Origin of the sequence: Vitiosangium sp. GDMCC 1.1324 (genome assembly GCF_003044305.1) — a bacterium.
In the GTDB taxonomy this organism is placed as follows: domain Bacteria; phylum Myxococcota; class Myxococcia; order Myxococcales; family Myxococcaceae; genus Archangium.
In genome coordinates this window covers 156,687-173,194 of record NZ_PZOX01000025.1, presented here as the reverse complement: position 1 = coordinate 173,194, position 16,508 = coordinate 156,687, and the positions used below count along the sequence as shown (strand labels likewise).

14 protein-coding genes and 2 tRNA genes are annotated in these 16,508 nt (G+C 68.7%); 7 read left to right on the top strand and 9 right to left on the bottom strand.

Going from position 1 to position 16,508, the window contains the following annotated elements:
• Positions 1–2: 2 nt before the first annotated feature.
• Positions 3–1,337 (bottom strand): SWIM zinc finger domain-containing protein, encoded by a 1,335-nt coding sequence (locus DAT35_RS47570; RefSeq protein ID WP_108075989.1) that lies wholly within the window; start codon positions 1,335–1,337, stop codon positions 3–5.
• Positions 1,338–1,425: 88 nt separating this feature from the next.
• Between DAT35_RS47570 and DAT35_RS47565 the strand changes: the two genes are divergently transcribed.
• Entirely contained in the window at positions 1,426–2,190 is a 765-nt protein-coding gene (locus tag DAT35_RS47565; protein ID WP_108075988.1) for a thioesterase II family protein, read from the top strand.
• Here the strand turns inward: DAT35_RS47565 and DAT35_RS47560 are convergent.
• Both DAT35_RS47560 and DAT35_RS47555 read right to left on the bottom strand, forming a co-directional pair.
• The gene (locus DAT35_RS47560; protein ID WP_108075987.1) at positions 2,187–2,975 is read right to left on the bottom strand and encodes a 4'-phosphopantetheinyl transferase superfamily protein; all 789 of its coding nucleotides are present in this window, start codon (positions 2,973–2,975) and stop codon (positions 2,187–2,189) included. The two genes, DAT35_RS47565 and DAT35_RS47560, sit on opposite strands and share 4 nt — an antisense overlap.
• 61 nt (positions 2,976–3,036) lie before the next feature.
• Positions 3,037–5,748 carry a galactose oxidase-like domain-containing protein gene (locus DAT35_RS47555; protein WP_108075986.1) on the bottom strand — a complete coding sequence of 904 codons (2,712 nt, stop codon included), beginning with the start codon at positions 5,746–5,748 and terminating at the stop codon, positions 3,037–3,039.
• Positions 5,749–6,111: 363 nt separating this feature from the next.
• Here DAT35_RS47555 and DAT35_RS47550 point away from each other — a divergent pair, with 363 nt between their 5' ends.
• Genes DAT35_RS47550 through DAT35_RS47535 form a run of 4 tightly spaced genes read left to right on the top strand, consistent with a single transcriptional unit; the run spans position 6,112 to position 10,292 of the window.
• Positions 6,112–7,383 (top strand): glycosyltransferase family 2 protein, encoded by a 1,272-nt coding sequence (locus DAT35_RS47550; protein WP_108075985.1) that lies wholly within the window; start codon positions 6,112–6,114, stop codon positions 7,381–7,383.
• Positions 7,380–8,465 carry a hypothetical protein gene (locus DAT35_RS47545; RefSeq protein WP_108075984.1) on the top strand — a complete coding sequence of 362 codons (1,086 nt, stop codon included), beginning with the start codon at positions 7,380–7,382 and terminating at the stop codon, positions 8,463–8,465. Before DAT35_RS47550 ends, DAT35_RS47545 begins: the two co-directional genes overlap by 4 nt.
• Positions 8,466–8,490: 25 nt before the next feature.
• Positions 8,491–9,597, top strand: coding sequence for a hypothetical protein (locus DAT35_RS47540; RefSeq protein ID WP_108075983.1), 1,107 nt, complete (start codon positions 8,491–8,493; stop codon positions 9,595–9,597).
• Positions 9,594–10,292 carry a hypothetical protein gene (locus DAT35_RS47535; RefSeq protein WP_233262128.1) on the top strand — a complete coding sequence of 233 codons (699 nt, stop codon included), beginning with the start codon at positions 9,594–9,596 and terminating at the stop codon, positions 10,290–10,292. The genes DAT35_RS47540 and DAT35_RS47535 overlap by 4 nt, the downstream gene beginning before the upstream one ends.
• Before the next feature lie 48 nt (positions 10,293–10,340).
• Here the strand turns inward: DAT35_RS47535 and DAT35_RS47530 are convergent, their stop codons facing one another.
• Positions 10,341–11,948 carry a Rieske 2Fe-2S domain-containing protein gene (locus tag DAT35_RS47530; RefSeq protein ID WP_108075982.1) on the bottom strand — a complete coding sequence of 536 codons (1,608 nt, stop codon included), beginning with the start codon at positions 11,946–11,948 and terminating at the stop codon, positions 10,341–10,343.
• 245 nt (positions 11,949–12,193) lie between these two features.
• Positions 12,194–13,207 carry a carbohydrate-binding protein gene (locus DAT35_RS47525; RefSeq protein ID WP_108075981.1) on the bottom strand — a complete coding sequence of 338 codons (1,014 nt, stop codon included), beginning with the start codon at positions 13,205–13,207 and terminating at the stop codon, positions 12,194–12,196.
• 373 nt (positions 13,208–13,580) lie between these two features.
• On the opposite strand from DAT35_RS47525, the gene DAT35_RS47520 reads away from it, so the two are divergent.
• A complete protein-coding gene (locus DAT35_RS47520) occupies positions 13,581–14,477 on the top strand; it encodes a zinc metalloprotease HtpX (protein ID WP_108075980.1) in 897 nt (298 codons plus the stop codon).
• A gap of 37 nt (positions 14,478–14,514) precedes the next feature.
• Positions 14,515–15,495, top strand: coding sequence for a TerC family protein (locus DAT35_RS47515; RefSeq protein ID WP_108075979.1), 981 nt, complete (start codon positions 14,515–14,517; stop codon positions 15,493–15,495).
• A gap of 56 nt (positions 15,496–15,551) precedes the next feature.
• Here the strand turns inward: DAT35_RS47515 and DAT35_RS47510 are convergent.
• The 4 genes from DAT35_RS47510 to DAT35_RS47495 all read right to left on the bottom strand — a co-directional run bounded on the left by DAT35_RS47510 (position 15,552) and on the right by DAT35_RS47495 (position 16,501).
• Positions 15,552–15,623 (bottom strand) — tRNA-Val (locus DAT35_RS47510).
• Positions 15,624–15,648: 25 nt separating this feature from the next.
• A tRNA-Val gene (locus DAT35_RS47505) sits at positions 15,649–15,720 on the bottom strand.
• Between the two features lie 53 nt (positions 15,721–15,773).
• Complete coding sequence (locus tag DAT35_RS47500; RefSeq protein WP_108075978.1) at positions 15,774–16,052, bottom strand: hypothetical protein; 279 nt, start codon at positions 16,050–16,052, stop codon at positions 15,774–15,776.
• Between the two features lie 23 nt (positions 16,053–16,075).
• On the bottom strand, positions 16,076–16,501 hold the full coding sequence (locus DAT35_RS47495) for a hypothetical protein (protein ID WP_108075977.1): 426 nt from the start codon (positions 16,499–16,501) through the stop codon (positions 16,076–16,078).
• Positions 16,502–16,508 lie beyond the last annotated feature (7 nt).

Sequence of the window (16,508 nt, the reverse complement as noted above, 5' to 3'; positions counted from 1 at the left end):
GATCACGGAGAGCCGCCCGCGAGTGGATGCAGACGTCCCTCAACGCGGGCGCTCAGGGGCCGGAATTGCTCTCCATCCCACTCGCCGAACACGTCGAGTGCGTGGCCTCCCGACAGCGCGAGCAGCCGCCACCGATCACACGGGCCGAGGCGGACCGCCGCGCCCGTGCCGTCCCGGAGCCACCAGCTCCGCCCCCCCTCCACCACGGGCACCACCCCTCCGAGCACCGCCGCCGTGCGCTCGCGGAAGGGTTGACGGGACAGCTCCTCGGCGAATCGCTGGGTGAGCCCGTCGAGCGAGAGTGAGGGCACGGCCGCCGTCCAGGGGTGGACCTCGCCCTTGCGCTCCCGGACCATCGCCCGGAGGGGGGCCGCCCCTGGCCAGAACACCAGCTCCGCGGGGAACGCGGTGCCGGGCAGGAAGCTCTCCGCGAAGCGCGCACCGGGGCCGGCCGCGAACTGGAGCACGAGCGCCATCCGGCCGGTGGTGGTGCCGATCAGGTATGTGCGCTGTGCCCGGACACGCTCCGTGTCCTCGAGCTCCTGGCCGATGACCATCCAGGTGTCCTCGACGCGCTCGCCCTGGACCAGCACGTCCTCCTCCCGCAGGGGAATGCCCACCAGGGAGCGGAGATCCGCCGCGAGGGGCGGCGGGAGCTGATCCAGCCTGCGCCAGGCCTCGGTGACGAGCGCGAGACGTCCGAGCCGATCCAGCAGCCGCCGGGGCCAGTCGGGGCCACTGCCCGGGAGCGCCGCGAGCTGGGCCACCTGCGACGCGAGCCCCGGCGCCTGTGCGTCCACCAGCCGCGCCGCCTGGGTGTTCCACATGGCGGTCTCCGACTCGAGCCCGGCGAAGCCCGTGCGGACCAGGTCCTCCATCCAGAGGGACAGCGCTTCCAGCCCCTTGCGCACACGCTCGTGGCGCTCGACCGAACGCTTCGTCTTGGCCTCCGGGTCCGCGGGGGCCACACCCTCCGCGCCAGCGGCCTCGCGCTTCGCCTTGCGCTCGGCGTTGGCGGAGCGCCGGGAGATCCACTCCTCCACCCAGGAGGGGGGCGTGCCCGAGGGAAGGCGCTCCGACGCGGTCAGCAGCAGCAGCCCGACGGCGTGCTTGCACGGGAACTTGCGGCTGGGGCACGTGCACTTCGTGGCGAAGTCGGAGAGGTCGATGCGCACCTGGTACAGCGCACTGCCCTTGCACTCGCCCCAGGCCGCGCGCCCGTCCCGGCCGAGCCCCTGCCAGGAGCGCTCCGTGGCCAGCTTCTGGCCGGCGGCCGCCACGGAGGAGTCCGGCGCGAGGGCGAGAGCCTGCTCTGTGCTCAGGAGGGAGGCGGACATGGTATCGGGCGAGGGAGCATAGCGTGCCCCCCGCCACCTGTTCACTGCTTGACGCTCCGCGGGTGAAGGGCGACAGTCCCTATTGGCGATGAGACCCGCGACGCCTCCCTCGAATCCCTGGTTCCCCACCCGGCAGCCCAACCCCCACGCGCGCCTGCGGGTGTTCTGCTTCCCGTACGCGGGCGGTGGTGCCTCCGTCTACAACGGCTGGGGCGCCGCGCTCCCGGCGAGCGTCGAGCTGGTTGCCATCCAACTGCCGGGCCGCGAGCGGCGGATCATGGAGCCGCCCTTCCGGAAGATCCCCGCGCTCCTGGACGCGCTGGAGCCGGTGCTGGCCCCCCTGCTGGACAAGCCCTTCGTCTTCTTCGGCTACAGCATGGGCACGCGGATCGCCCTGGGGCTCGCGCAGCGCTGGCAGGCCCGCGGCGCGCCGCTGCCGCTCGGGATGGTGGTGGCCGCCGGAGGTGCACCCCACCGCACCCGCGAGTCCCGCGACACGCTCGATGACCCGGCCTTCATCGAGCTGCTGCGCAAGTACGAGGGCACGCCCGCCGAGGTGTTCGCCCACAAGGAACTGCTGGAGATGGTGCTGCCGGTGCTGCGCGCCGACTTCGCCATCGCGGACGCCGTGATGCCCGCCGCGCCGGTGCGCTGCCCGATCTCCGCCTTCGGGGCGCTCGAGGATCCACACGTGCCCCTGTCGGATCTCGAGCTGTGGCGCGAGCTGACGACAGGCGAGTTCCGCACCCGTCACTTCCCCGGCCGGCACTTCTTCATGCGGACGGCGCGCGAGCCCTTGCTGGCGGCGCTGCGCGAGGAGCTCGTCCGCTGGTGCCCCGAGGTCGGCCCCTAGCCGCCCGGGACGAACCAGGGCAGACCATCCCCCGCCAGCGGCACGGTCCTCTGGCAGCGCACCGTCAGGGGCAATCCGCGCGCCCGGCGCACCGCCACCGCCGCCGGGTGCTCCGCGGACAGCCGCACCTGCACGAACTGCCACGAGTCCGGCTCGTCCATCAGCCGCGGATCAAAGGAGATGCGCGGCGGCTTCCCGGGCTCCAGGTGGAACGCGAACTGATCCAACGGCAGACTCAGCCCCGCGCCCCGCGCCTTGATATAGGACTCCTTGAGCGTCCAGTAGTCGAAGAAGCGCTCGCGCTGGCGCTCGGCCGGCAGGGACCTGAGGGCCACCACCTCCGAGGCCGCGAAGAAGGATTCGGCCAGCTCCACCGTCTGGCCCGGACGCCCCGCGTGCTCCACGTCCGCCCCCACGTCCGTGTCGAGCGCCACCGCGCACACCGCCATGCCGTCGGTGTGTGAGAGGTTGAAGCGGACACGCGGCAGCTCTCCGCCGGCGATCTCCGGGCGCCCGTATGCATTGGTGGAGAAGCGCCAGTCCTGGGGCTGCACGGGCGCGTAGCGCGACAGGGTGACGCGCACCAGCGCGTGCGACACGAGGAACTGCTGCCGGTGCTTCTCGAAGCGGAAGCGCGAGTGCCTGTCCTGCTCCTCCGCGCTGAGCATCGCGAGGTAGGCAGTGAGGAGCCGGGGCTCCAGGATGCGCTCCGGCTCCACCACCCAGAGGTGGACCTCGTCGGGGCGCAGCGATAGGGGCGGCTCGGCAGGGGGGCTCGGCATCATGGGCGACGTCCAGCCCCTCCCCTATCGCGTCATGGGCGTGCGCGCCAGCCCGACCATGCGCTCACGGTCCCTGGACGACGCCGAGCTGCAACTCGAGGTCGAATGACAGGTCTGGCGAGGTTGCCCCTGTCTGCTTCACCACCACCGCGAGGGTGTTCTCTCCCTGGACGAACACGTTGGTGGGGATGGTGCCGGCGACGAGCTCGTTCTCCGTGCCGGCGCTCGCGTACTTGTCATGGGCGAGCCCCTTGTCCACGTTCCGGGCGAACACCTGCGTCCCGTTGACGAACACGGCGAAGCCATCATCGAAGAGAACGCGCAGGTTGGCCTGGGTGACAATCCCATTCACGGTGATCTTCTTGCGGAAGTAGACGCTCGGCTGCGAGGGCGTGGTCCGGTTGAGCACCGTGACCTCGTCCCCATCGCCATAGCCGAGCTGCCCCGCCCCCGACGGCCAGGCCGAGTCATTGAAGACCGGCATGTTCCAGTCCAGGCCCGGATCCACGCCGGTGTCCAGGTACTTCCACGTGGACCGGAACGGGATGGCCATGACGGTCGTCTGCCGGCTGATGATGAAAGGCGCGTTGCTCACGTCGGACAGCGGCGTGCTGCCACCGACGCGGGACACGCGCACCAGCGCCTGGTTGGTGGCCACATCCGGCACCGTCCAGGCATACACACCGGTGTTGGCCACGCCCAAGGCGATGGGCGTCCAGTTCGCGCCGCCATCCGTGGACAGCGCGAGGTCCACGTTCGCCACAGTGCCCGTGCTGGACCAGGTGATGGACGTGGAGGCGCCCGGCTGGAACACCTCGCCCCCGTTGGGTGCGGTGAGCACCACGGAGTCCGGCACCGGGCCGGAGGCCTGCTCCACCTCTAGCCCGAGCGCGAAGGTGAGATCATTCGAGCTGGCGGAGACCTGCTTCACCATGGCCGTCACCACGTTCTCCCCCACGCGGAACGGGTTGGCGGTGAGTGGGAGCGAGACGCGCTCGTACGCGTTGGTCGTCGAGCCGGAGGCCCAGGCGCTGAAGCCCGTCCCGTTGCCCATGTTGCGCGAGAAGACGAGCGTGCCGTTGATCCACACGGCGATGGCGTCGTCGTACAGCACCTCGAGGTTGGCCGCGGTGACGAGGTTGTCCAGGGTGATCTTCTTGCGGAAGTACACCGAGGGAGAGCCCTCGTTGATCACCGTGCCCTCGTCATCGTCGCCGTAGCCGAGCTGGCCCGGGCCCGACTTCCAGGCCGAGTCATCGAAGTCCCGGGCGAGCCAGGCGGTACCCTGATCGATGCCCCGGTCGTCGTACTTCCACGCGTCGCTGAAGACGATCGTCTTCTGCGCGGACGGCGCCTTGACGTTCAGCTTCACGATGCTCCCCACCGAGGGCACGCCCCGTCCATCCACGAGGAAGAGCAGGTAGTAGCCCGGGGGCGCGGCGAGGTTGCTGGCGGGTGCAGTCACAGTCACACCCCCACTCGCCGGGGTGAAGGGCAGCTTGAGGAAGCGCTGGTTCTGATCGAAGGCGTGCGTCACCGAGCCCAGGGAGATCAACGTCACCTTGGCCACCTGCGCCGCGTTCGGCGTCTGGACGAGGAAGCTCGTCCCGGGGTCGATGACGGCGGGCGCGGACTGGATGGTGGGGCGAGGGCCGTCCTGCTTGAGATAGGGGGGCGTGAAGATCTCCGCCGTGTGGCGGTTGCGGCCGCCGCCGGTCAGCACCCGGCCATCCGGCAGCAGCAAGGCCGTCGAGTGGTAGCCCCGGTAGTCCGCGGCGGGGGCGAGCTTCGTCCAGGTGTCGGTGTCGGGATCATAGAGCTCGGGCACCTTGACGGGCTGGTTATCGTCATCGAAGTCCGAGCCACTGCTGCCCCCCGTCACCAGCACCTTGCCGTCCGGCATCAGGGTGGCGTTGAGCTGGCGCCGGGGCCACGCCATCGGGGCGCGCACCTTCCAGGTGGGCGAGGGAGCCGCCAGATCGAGCTCCTCCACCATCGTCGTGGGCGGCGATCCGCCTCCGATGATGAGCACCTTCGAGCCGTACATCACCGCCGCGCCATAGGCCCGGCCGACGTATGCGCTGCGCGGGCCCTCGTACCAGGTGCCGGTGCCCTCGGTATCCAACCAACGGGAGACGCGCTGGGGGCTGGCGAGGAACATCTTGCCGTTGGGCGCGAGGAACATGCGGGGGTAGTAGGGCAGATCGCGCACCGCGGTGGTGAGGTTCCTGAACGTGCCCGTCGTGGGCTGCCACACCTGGGGCAGCTCGTTGCAGGAGCCCGCCGAGTGGGTCTCCCCCGAGAGCACCAACACCTCACCGTTCTGCAGCGTGGTGTTGGTGGGGTACCACCGGTTGTCGTTCATGCTCTGCGTGCGAGACCACGTGAGCGTGAAGGGATTGAAGACGCTCGCGTCGGGCAGGCCCACGTGGGACTCCTCGTGGCCGCCGGTCACCAGCAGACGTCCATCCGCGAGGAAGGAGTGGCCCGCGCAGAAGATGTTGTAGCCCGCCTTGGGGAGATCCTGGAGCGCGCCGGTGGAGGGCTCCCACAACTGAGGCGGCTCCAGGCCCTCGTCGAACTCGCCGAAGAACATCACCTTGCCGGTGGGCAACAAGTGCGTGTGCGTCATCGAGACCGGGAACCTCGTCAGCGGCGACCACTCCCCCACCAGTTTTGGATCCGCCGCCCGCGCGGCCAGCGGCGCCAGCGCCAACAACGTGCCTACCGCGAGCAGCAGCTTGCCTACCCTGGCTCCAACGGATGATCGCTCCATCTTTCCCCCCTACGGCCACGACCCCAAGCGGTTCGGCAAGTGAACGTAGGACCCGCGCTCACGTTGCCAAGCCGAGCCCGGGTCTCTCCCCGGTGACGAGCACAGGACAGGTCTGGGTGCAGGTGTGTCCCCACATCCGACATAAGCGGAAACAGGGGTAGCGCATGCCAGGCGCTCCCCCTGCCCCACGGGGCAGTTGTCCGAGGGATGGCACGGGCCGAGTTTCAGGCCACCCCGGAGCACCGCGAGACCCATGCGCGCGGATCGGGGACGAGGGGGGAGGCGGGGCGGGACAAGGGCCAGGGGCGACCGGTGGAGGTATGTGCCAGGCGCGCCGGGCTCATCCGCACAGCCGGATGAGACATGGAACTCTTTCCCGTTCATCTGCTGGTGCTGGTGGTGACGATCAACCGGTACGTGCTCGGCCCGCTGCTGCGGCGGCTCCGGGGAAGCCAGGTGGACGCCACGGATGACAGCTACCAGCCCACTGTCACCGTGGTGATTCCCCTCTTCAATGAGGGCGAGGGCATCTACCACGCCGTGCGCAGCCTGCTGGTGCAGGACTATGCCCCGGACAAGCTGAGCATCTGCGTGGTGGACGACTGCTCCACCGACGACAGCCACTCCTGGGCGCTGCGTGCCGCCGAGGGCCACTCGAACGTGAAGGTGATGCGCAACCCCCACAACATGGGCAAGCGCAAGGGCATCGCCCGGGCCGTACGCGAGGCCACCTCGGAGATCATCGTCTCGGTGGACTCGGACGTGGTGGCACACCCGAGCGCCGTGCGCGAGCTGGTGCGGCGCTTCGTCAGTCCACGCATCGCCGCGGTGGGAGGCCGCACCTACGTCTCCAACCGCCACCAGAACTGGCTCACGCGGATGGTGGAGATCAAGTTCTACTTCGCCCAGGAGTGGCTCAAGGATCTGGAGCGGAGCTTCCGCTCGGTGCTGTGCCTGTCCGGGTGTCTCACCGCGTACCGGCGCGATGTGCTGCTGGAGCTGGAGCCCATCCTCGAGGCGCGCAACATCGCCGGAATCCCCATCAAGTACGGGGAGGATCGCTTCCTCACGCGGCAGATCGTCAAGGCGGGCTACGAGACGGTCTACACCACGGAGGCCTGGTGCCAGACGGCCGCGCCGTCCACGCTGGCGGGCTACTTCTCGCAGCAGCTGCGGTGGCGGCGCTCCAACCTCGTGGACATGATCTGTGGGCTGAGCCACGCCTGGCGGCTGCACCCCGTGGTGTGCGTCCACTACGTGTCACAACTGGCGCTGCTGCTCTCCTATCCCGTCATCATCGTCCACAACATCATCAATGGGCAGTTCTGGGGGGTACTCCTGCTGCACATGCTCGTCATGGGGGCCATGGGGATCATCTACCGCATCGACAAGAGGGACCTGCCGCCGGAGATGCGCGTGTCCGCCCTCTCCTTCCTTCCCATGGGATTGCTGATGCCCGTCACCTATGCGCTCTTCACTCCGCTGGCGCTGTTCACGCTGGACTCGGGCAGTTGGGAGACGCGGGGCAAGCCGGCTCCCGCCCCCAACGTGCCGCCCGCGAACGCGCCCCCCGCGGATGGGACACCTCCTGGCGCACTCCCCCCTCGAGCCGCGGGGGGAGGCTCGACGCCATGAACCAACGCATCGTCAACAAGATCAACACGCTCGCGGTCAATGCCTACAAGACGCTGGGCTCGGTGCTGTTGGCGCTCATCCTGCTCGGGCTCGTGTCGTACCTGGGGGTGCAGACCTTCTTCTTCGTGGGCCACGCCTGGCTGACGCCCACGGTGGTGTCCCCGACGGATCCGCAGATCCTCCAGCTCAACACGCAGCTGGCGCAGCAGGCAGCGGCGAGGGACAAGCTGCTGGCGGATCGCAGGGACATGGAGACGCGGTTGGAGCAGGCCCAGCGGCTGCTCGGCACGGAGAAGGATTTCCAGGAGCGCTTCCGGCTGGCGCTGGGGAGCGAGCGCGAGGCCCGGGCGAAGGCCCTGCGCCGGCTGGCCATGCTGCGGCAGGAATACCAGCAGGCGGCACAGGAGATCTCCGAGTCCAACCGGGCCTACGCGGGCATGGCGCGCACGCGCACGGAGGCGCTCTACAAGGCGCGGATGTTGGAGCGCGAGGATCGGCTCACCGCCAACCACCAACTGGCGCAGATGGCGCAGAGCAACCTGTCCCTCGCGGAGGGCTCGGCGGAACTCCAGACGAGGCTGGAGGCACTCAAGCGCGAGCTGGACGGCTTCGACGCCTCGCTGGGAGGCAAGGCCCGGGGCCTCACCACCGAGGTGCTGTTGCTGGAGCGGGAGTACACGCGCTCGGTGCTGGAGGTGGCACGCGCGGAGAGCGAGCGGACACACCTCGAGGAGAGCCTGCGCTCCCTGGACGAGGCGGTGGCGCGCTACGACACGCTGCTCGCGACCATCCGCGGCTCGCCGTGGATGGAGGCCATCGAGCGGGGGGTGACGGTGGGCTTCGTGCCCTACGAGAACCTGGAGAACGCGGCGCCAGGGACGCCGCTCTACCGGTGCGCGCTGACGCTGCTGTGGTGCCGGGAGGTGGGCATGGTGGGGCACGCGCTGCAGGGCGAGGTGACCGTCAAGCACCCGGTGCGCCAGACGATGTTGCGAGGCGTGATGGTGGAGCTGGAGCTGCGGGACGAGCACTGGGCGCGCGAACAACTGCTGCACCTGGGTCGGCCGCCGCTGCTGCTGTAGCGCTGAGATCAGGAAGGAGATGCGGATGCGGTGGGCGGTTGCATGGGGCGTGCTGGCCGGTCTCGGAGCGGGAGCGGCGGGAGCCCAGGAGCCGGCCGGAGAGGCGCGCGATCCGGGCTACTGCGCCTTCGTGCGTGGGGTGGGCGATGCCGAGTCGGCGGTCCTGCTCGCACCGGACGTCTTCGCGAGCGTGGGCGTGGTGAACGCGGGCGAGGCCGGAGGGAACGGCGAGGGTGTCCCCCTGGGCAGCCCGACGCCGCGGATCACCGCGGGGGTGAACTACGACTTCGTGGGGCTGTACCGGGGACTGGCCATCCGCCGCCGGGCGCAGGCGGAGTGCGCGCGCTACCGGGCACTCTCGGCGTTGCAGGCCGCCGTGAAGCGCGGAGTAGACGTAGGTGCCGAGACCTCGCTGGCCGCACGCGCCCAGGTGCTGGAGGCCGCCATGCCCGAGGCGGAGCAGCTCCTGGCCTCGCTACGAGAAGACGTGAAGGAAGGCCGGGCCACCATCGAGGAGCTCAACGCGCTGCAACTGCGGTTGGACGGACTGCACGCGCTGGAGCGCGAGACGGAGAAGGAGCGCGAGCGGCTCGCCGCCCTGCCCCGCCCCGCCGAGCGGCCCCTGTCCGCCTGGCTGCGGGACTTTCGCGAGGCGGATGCGCGCGTGGAGGAGGAGGACGGGAGCCTGCGGCGCGCGTCGGCGTGGAAGATGCAGCTGCGAGGTGGGTACGACGAGCTGCTCCGCGTGCCGCAGGAGGTGCCGCTCTTCGGGTCGCTGACGGTCTCGTACAACCTGGGGAGCCTGTGGCAGCCCGCGGCGAACGCACGGGCGCGCGAGGGACGCCGGAGTTCGCTCGAGGAGGACGTGGCGGGCGTGAGCCAGGACGTGGCCCGGCTGCTGCGCGAGCTGCGAGGGGCGCATGCGGCGGAGGAAGCACGCCTGCGCGAGGTGTCTGTGCTGGTGGCGGACCTGGAAGGACAGCTCAAGGACATCCAGGCGATGGAGACGGTGAAGGTGCGCCGCTATCGGGACTACCTGATGTTGGAGCTGGCTCGGTTGCGCGCGGAGCAGGCCTGGTTGAAGGCCCACGTGGCGGAGGTGGGCCGCTTCTTGGGAGAGGAACAGCCATGAGTACCCGACCACTTCTGGTGGTGTCACTGCTGGGGCTGCTCGCCCCATCGATGTCCCCAGGCAAAGCCATGAAGAAGACAGACGAACCGCAGCCCCCGATGGCGCCGAAGCGGATGAAGGCCACGGAGGGAAGGCTGGAGCCGCTCCCCAATGGCCGCCTGCGCATCGAGGATCCGAAGGTGCGGGCGGTGGTGCCCGCCAACGAAGAACCCAAGGCCCTGGCGCTGGCGCCATCAGCGCGAACGGGGACGCAGGTGGCGGAGCTGCGCCTCACATACCTGGGGGCCACGGCGGTGCAGAAGCCGTTGCAATCAGGAGAGATGCGGCGGCAGGTGGGGCTCAAGCTGAGGGCACAGGACGGCTGCAACGTCGTCTACGTGATGTGGCGCATCGAGCCGAAGGCGGGCCTGGTGGTGTCGGTGAAGCACAACCCGGGAATGCACCGCTCGGACGACTGCGGCAACGGCGGCTATCAGACGGTGAAGCCGCGCAGCGGGAGCGCCGTGCCCGTGCTCGCTCCGGGCGACAGCCACACGTTGCGAGCGGAGCTGCGAGGGGCGGAGCTGAACGTCCTCGTGGACGGCAAACCGGTCTGGGAAGGGACGCTGCCGGCCGAAGCCCTCACGTTCGATGGCCCGGTGGGTCTGCGCAGCGACAACGGCCGATTCGACGTGGAGCTCTTCTCCAATCCGTAACCCTCCACCCCTCTCCACCGGGAGGAAGAGGGGCGGAGGGCGAACGGCTCACATCGAGGACCGCTGCTCCTTCGAGGTCCCTGGCGTGCTGTCGTCCTTGTCCTTCCCGAGGGGCTCGGCGTTGATGGAGCACCCGTTCATGGGGCAGAGCCCCTCGGCCGTCAGGTCGAAGCGCCAGCGGTGGCGGGGGCACACGAGGAAGCGCCCCTCCTCGACCCAGCCCTCCTGGAGGTCCGCGCCCTGGTGGGGGCAGTAGCGGTTGATGGCGTAGCGCTGCCCGCCGGCGGTGACCACGGTGCGCTCCTTGCGCGACTCGTTGGCGAGCGTGTTGTCGCACAGGGCGCGCAGGTCCTCGACCTCGGCGGCGAGGAAGTTGTGCAGGGAGGCGTCGTAGACGTCCGGCGAGCGCGAGGCCCGGAAGCGAAAGGACAGCAGGAAGTCCTCCCAGTTCAGCTTGCGATCCAGCACCCGGACGATGTCCGGGGCGCTCGTGATGAGCGTGTACCGGCTCAGGTCACGCACCTCGCTGACGACCTCCACCCGGCGCGAGCGGAAGTCCACGCGGATGAGCTGTCCGGGCAGCTCGATGAGGCCCAGGTACAGGGGCATCGTCACGCGGTCCGCCAGCGAGAAGGATTCCAGCTTGTTCTGCATCTCCTCGCGCAGCCGCTCGTGGATGCGATCCACCTCCTCGAGCATCAGGTTGCGCCGCCGCTCGCGGAAGACGCGCGTCTGGAGCGTCGCGTAGGAGCGCAGGTACTGCGAGACGTTCTCGTCGGTGACGCGCTCGGGGGCCAGCGAGATCAGGTCTCCGATGCCCGCATCGAGCACGTCCCCGGGCATGGGCTCGAGGAGGCGCGGCGTCTTCCCCGCCAGCCGGTGGTGGAGGAAGGTGAAGAGCTCCGAGGCGCGGGGGAAGATGTTCACCGGCTCGAGGTTGATGTGGAAGAGCGACGGATCCAGGAAGCAGGCCGGGCCCGCCGAGGCCAGGTAGACACGAGGCCGGACGGTCTCGATGGCGCGAGCCACCGCCTCGAACTTGCTGGCACGCTTCCGCCGCGAGTGCTCCGCATACGCCTCGCGCGAGTAGTCGTAGCAGGTGGGGTGCCAGATGGCGCCCGAGAACTGGGCGGTGAAGATGTCGAGCGGCCCCTCCTCCGCGACGATGCCCGGCAACCTGTCGTGGACCTTGCAGTCATTGAGGTTGAGGAAGCTCTGCCCATCAGCCTGGATCAGCAGGGCCGAGTCCCGGTTGGTTCCCGAGTCCGTGAGGTAGAGCTTCAGGTAACCATTCTTGAAGGGCACCTCCTGCTGGTCCTCGCAGGCGATGACGCGGCGGGCCCCATAGGCCTCGAAGTCATTTCGGAGCGCCGTGCGGCGGAAGCGGGCGATGACGACGGTGAAGTCCCGCTTCGTGAGGGTGCGGAGGAAGTCGGGATCGTAGTGATCCTTGTGCTCGTGGCTGATGTAGAGGAAGCGCTCCTTGGGCGAGTGCTCCAGCTTCTGACGCACCATGGGAGCGAGCTGGTGGTTGCGAGGAAACTGCATCCAGGCCGAGTCGAAGGCCCCCTGAGGGGACAACCACGGGTCGGCGACCACCAGGGCGTGTTGGGTTTCGACCAGGAAGCCGGCATGCCCCAGGAACGTGATCTGCATGGATGGGTCCCCCGCGAGATCCGGGCCGGGAGGATCGGCCCGGAATGACACCTCCAGACGTACGCATCACGCGCTTGGAGGCGCCGCAACGCTGGGCTGTGGGGTGAGATGCGGCCATGACCCCCGAGTGCGAACCAGGGGTTCGGCGCCGAGCAGAAGTCTGGCGCCGGGCATGAAAAAGGCGCGGGGACGATGGAAATCCCCGCGCCTGACCCATCATGAGAGGTAGGGCCTGACGTCCAGACTCATTCAGTGATTTCCCGGACGCTCAACCATTTGAAATCCACGTCCGACGCGCTGTCCCAACGGAAGGTGGCGATGGGTCCGCCCCAGGTGATGGGCATGGCCGGCACGGAGCCACCGCAGTGGTCGGCGTCGCCGCCCCACGAACCGTCATCCACCTTTTCGTAGATCTTCTTCCACGTCACCTTGTCGGCATTGTCGTTGAGCCACGCCTCCAACCTGACGGCGGGCTTGCCGTTGACGGAGGTGTTGCGCATGACGGCCTTGAAACCCACCCAGCGGCCCTTGAGCGACGAGGTGGCCGTCTTGTAGGGCACGTTGTCGTAGCTCACGTGCCAGGACTCCTTCTCCCAACGGGTGCGGCCGTCATAGTGCAAGCCGCCCTTGTAGGAAGAACCCTCGCAGGCCAGCGAGTCGGTGTGGCGGCCACCGCGGGCATACCAGGCGAAGTTGTCGCCCATGTTGCTGGCGGCATTCACCTTCACGAAGCCCGTCATCTCCACGTTCTTCCAGTCGTTGGCGGCCTGCATGTAGCCACGGCTCGCCAGCACGTCCCGGTCATAGGTGGGAATCTTCTTCGCGTCATAGCCGGTGGAGGTGAAGGCCTCCATGCGGACCTGGGTGCTCTTCATCTTCCAGGAGCCATCCGCGTTGCGGGTGATGGGATCCTGCGGATCGAAGCGCGAGTCCTTCAGCGGGTCGGCCTGGAGGAACCACGTCTCTCCGCCCGGCTTCGTCGGATAGAGCATGGTGACGCCGAACACGTCCTTGTCCTGCACGGGCTCGGGAGCCGGCTCGGGCGTCGGCTCAGGCGTTGGCGCGGGAGTGGGGGCGGGCTCTGGAGCCGGCTCCGGAGTGGAAGGAGATGGGGTCGGAGTGGGCTCGGGCGTTCCGGGCTCTGGGTTGCCCGGCAGGGGCTTCTGCGAGTCCAGCGACTGGTCCCCTGCCTGACAGGCGGCAGTCGAGCCCAGGAGGAAGGAGACACAAAGGGCGGAGAGAAGTCGGAGTCGGATCAACGAGGGGGATCTCCCTGAGAGGGGGCCGTGAGACGCGCTCGAGCGCGGCCAGGGCGGCGCGGAGGTCTCCACGCTCGCCGGCGACACTCGCAACCGGCCAGGTGCTCACAAGCCCGGTGGACATCGGGACCAGCCGGTGCGGGCTTCTGAACAGAAGCCAACAGTGCATCATCCCGTCCGCGGGTACATCGGCGAGCTCGCCCGCCCGGGCTCCGAGGACAGGAGACGAGCGCACGCTCCACTTCGTTTTTTCCGAAGGGATGCGTCCTGATTACCTATTTGCCGAAGATTGCCCTGGCTCTTATCTCCCAAGGCATCTGGGGCTTCGCGTGCGTGTGGTGCGCGCGCCCGAGCTCCCGAGAGGAAGAGAGCCATGAAGAATCAGATCAAGACCCTGCTGCTGCTCGGCGTGCTGTCCGTGGTGCTGATCGGAATCGGCGCCGCGCTGGGCAAGGGCTTCCTCATCGGTGCGCTGGTGCTGTCGCTGGCGATGAACCTGGGGGCCTACTTCTTCTCGGACAAGCTGGTGCTGCGCATGCACGGGGCGCAGGAGGTGAGCCCCCAGCAGGCGCCCGGCCTGCACCGGATGGTGGAGGAGCTGTCGCAGCGGGCGGGCATCCCCAAGCCGCGCGTCTTCCTGATGAACGAGGCGCAGCCGAACGCATTCGCCACGGGCCGCAACCCGGAGCACGGCGTGGTGGCGGTGACGGCGGGCATCCTGGAAGTGCTCGACGAGCGGGAGCTGCGCGGGGTGTTGGCGCACGAGCTCGCGCACATCAAGAACCGGGACATCCTGGTGTCCACCATCGCGGCCGCGGTGGCCTCGGCGGTGACGTACCTGGCGCACGCGGTGGGCATGTTCGGCTCGATGTTCCTCGGCCGGGATGAGGACGAGGGGGATGGCCTGTCTCCGCTGCAGGCGCTGGCCCTGGCGCTGGTGGCGCCCATCGCGGCGACGCTGATCCAGATGGGGATCTCCCGCTCGCGTGAGTACCTGGCGGACCAGACGGGCGCGGAGATCAGCGGGGACCCCGAGGCCCTGGCGCGAGCGCTGCAGAAGCTGGAGGCCGGAGCGAGGGTGCTGCCGGTGGAAGGACAGCCGGCCACCGCGAGCCTGTTCATCGTGAGCCCCTTCGCGGGGGTGCAGAGCATCCTGTCGCTCTTCTCGACGCACCCGCGCACCGAGGAGCGCGTGCGCCGGCTGCTGCAGCAGGCCTCGCGGATGCCGGCCGCCCGGGGCTGGAGCGGCGCCCTGCCCTTCGCCCGCTGAACCCGGGCCCCCTCTCTAGAGCGAAAGACACGGAATCATGGACATGCAGAGCATAGGCAGCCCCGCCCTCTGGGCGGGGTTCATCGTGTTCGTGCTGGCGATGCTGGCACTGGACCTGGGAGTGTTCCACCGCAAGACGCACGAGGTGAAGTTCAAGGAAGCCCTGGCGTGGAGCGGGGTGTGGATCTCCCTGGCGCTGATCTTCAACCTGGGCATCTGGTGGAAGTTCGGCGCCACACCGGGGATGCAATTCCTCACCGGCTATCTGATCGAGAAGTCGCTCTCGATCGACAACATCTTCGTCTTCGTCGTCATCTTCTCGGCGCTGAAGATTCCCGCGCTGTACCAGCACCGGGTGCTCTTCTGGGGGATCCTCAGCGCGCTGGTGTTGCGCGCGGTGATGATCTTCGCGGGCGTGGCGATGCTCGAGCGCTTCCACTGGCTCATCTACGTCTTCGGCGCGTTCCTCATCTTCACGGGCGCGAAGCTCTTCCTGCAGCGCAACAAGGAGGATCACCCGGAGGACGGGGCCCTCATGAAGCTGGTGCGGCGGGCCATCCCCTCGACGCCGCGCTTCGACGGGGACCGCTTCTTCACGCTGGAGAACGGCCGGAAGCTCGCCACGCCGCTGCTCATGTCGCTGGTGCTGGTGGAGCTGTCGGACGTGCTCTTCGCGCTCGACTCCATCCCCGCCATCTTCGCGGTGACGACGGATCCGTTCCTCGTCTTCACCTCGAACATCTTCGCCATCCTGGGCCTGCGCTCGCTCTTCTTCGTGCTGGCGGGGGCCGTGGAGAAGTTCTCCTATCTGAAGGTGGGCCTGTCGGCGGTGCTGGTGTTCGTGGGCTCGAAGATGGCGCTGGTGGACGTGGTGAAGGTGCCGCCCGCGCTGTCGCTGGGGATCATCTCCCTGCTGCTGGGCGGCTCCATCGTGGCCTCGCTGCTGAAGGCGCGAGCGCAGGAGCGGGAGAACAAGGCCGTGGCGCCGCGCGAACAGCCCGCGCCCGCGGCGAAGTAGAGGCCCTGGAAAGCGAAGAGGCCGTGAGCCCTTGGGGACTCACGGCCTCTATCGTGTGGGCGCACCAGGATTCGAACCTGGGACCCCTGCCGTGTGAAGGCAGTGCTCTACCGCTGAGCTATGCGCCCTGCTGCTATCGGCTTTCGTTGGGAGTGGGCGCACCAGGATTCGAACCTGGGACCCCTGCCGTGTGAAGGCAGTGCTCTACCGCTGAGCTATGCGCCCCCGACGAAGCGACGGGCGGGTAAATGCCACCCGGTGTACCCCCGTGTCAACGCCTATTCTCTCGCGATTTCTTCCAGCTTCTCGTCCAGTTCGCGCAGCCGACGCTTGAGGCCGGAGAGCTTCTTGCCCACGGCCTTGAAGTCGCTCCGGGGCGCGAAGCTCAGCGCCCGCATCAGCTCCTCGTGGCTGCGGTCCAGGGCCTGCTTGCCCCGCTGCACCGAGCCCAACGCCTGCGCCAACGCCATGGCCCGTCGCTCGTCGGCCATGAGCTTCTCCACGGCCTTCTGCGACACGCCCAGCGCCTGCTTCTTCAGATTCTGACGGATGCTCATGGCTGCCTGCCCCCCGCTGGCATTCACTGCTCGTCGACAAACTCTGTCTTCAGTTGGGCGAAGACGCGATCCGCGATGCCCTTGAACCTCAAGCGCTCGATGAGCTGCTGCAGGTCCCCCTTCACCGCGATGCGCCGCCGCAGCACCGCCTCGACGGGATCCAGGCTCCCCTGCAGGAGCTGCTTCCACACCGTGTACGGCGCTCGCGCCAGGTAGGCCGGCTCGAACTCGTCCAGGTCGTCCGGCGCATCCAGCACCCGCAGCTTCTCGATGCGGGAATCACGCGGGACGACGTGCACCACGAAGGCCCGCTCCAGCTTGCCCGGCTCCGCGTCGACGATGATCCCTATCTCCCCCAGCCACCCCTGGGCGGCCAGCGGACGCTCTGGATCCTCGTTCACCAGCCTGACCGCCTCCTCACACCACTCCTTCGACGGGAACCTGGCCATGCCGCCG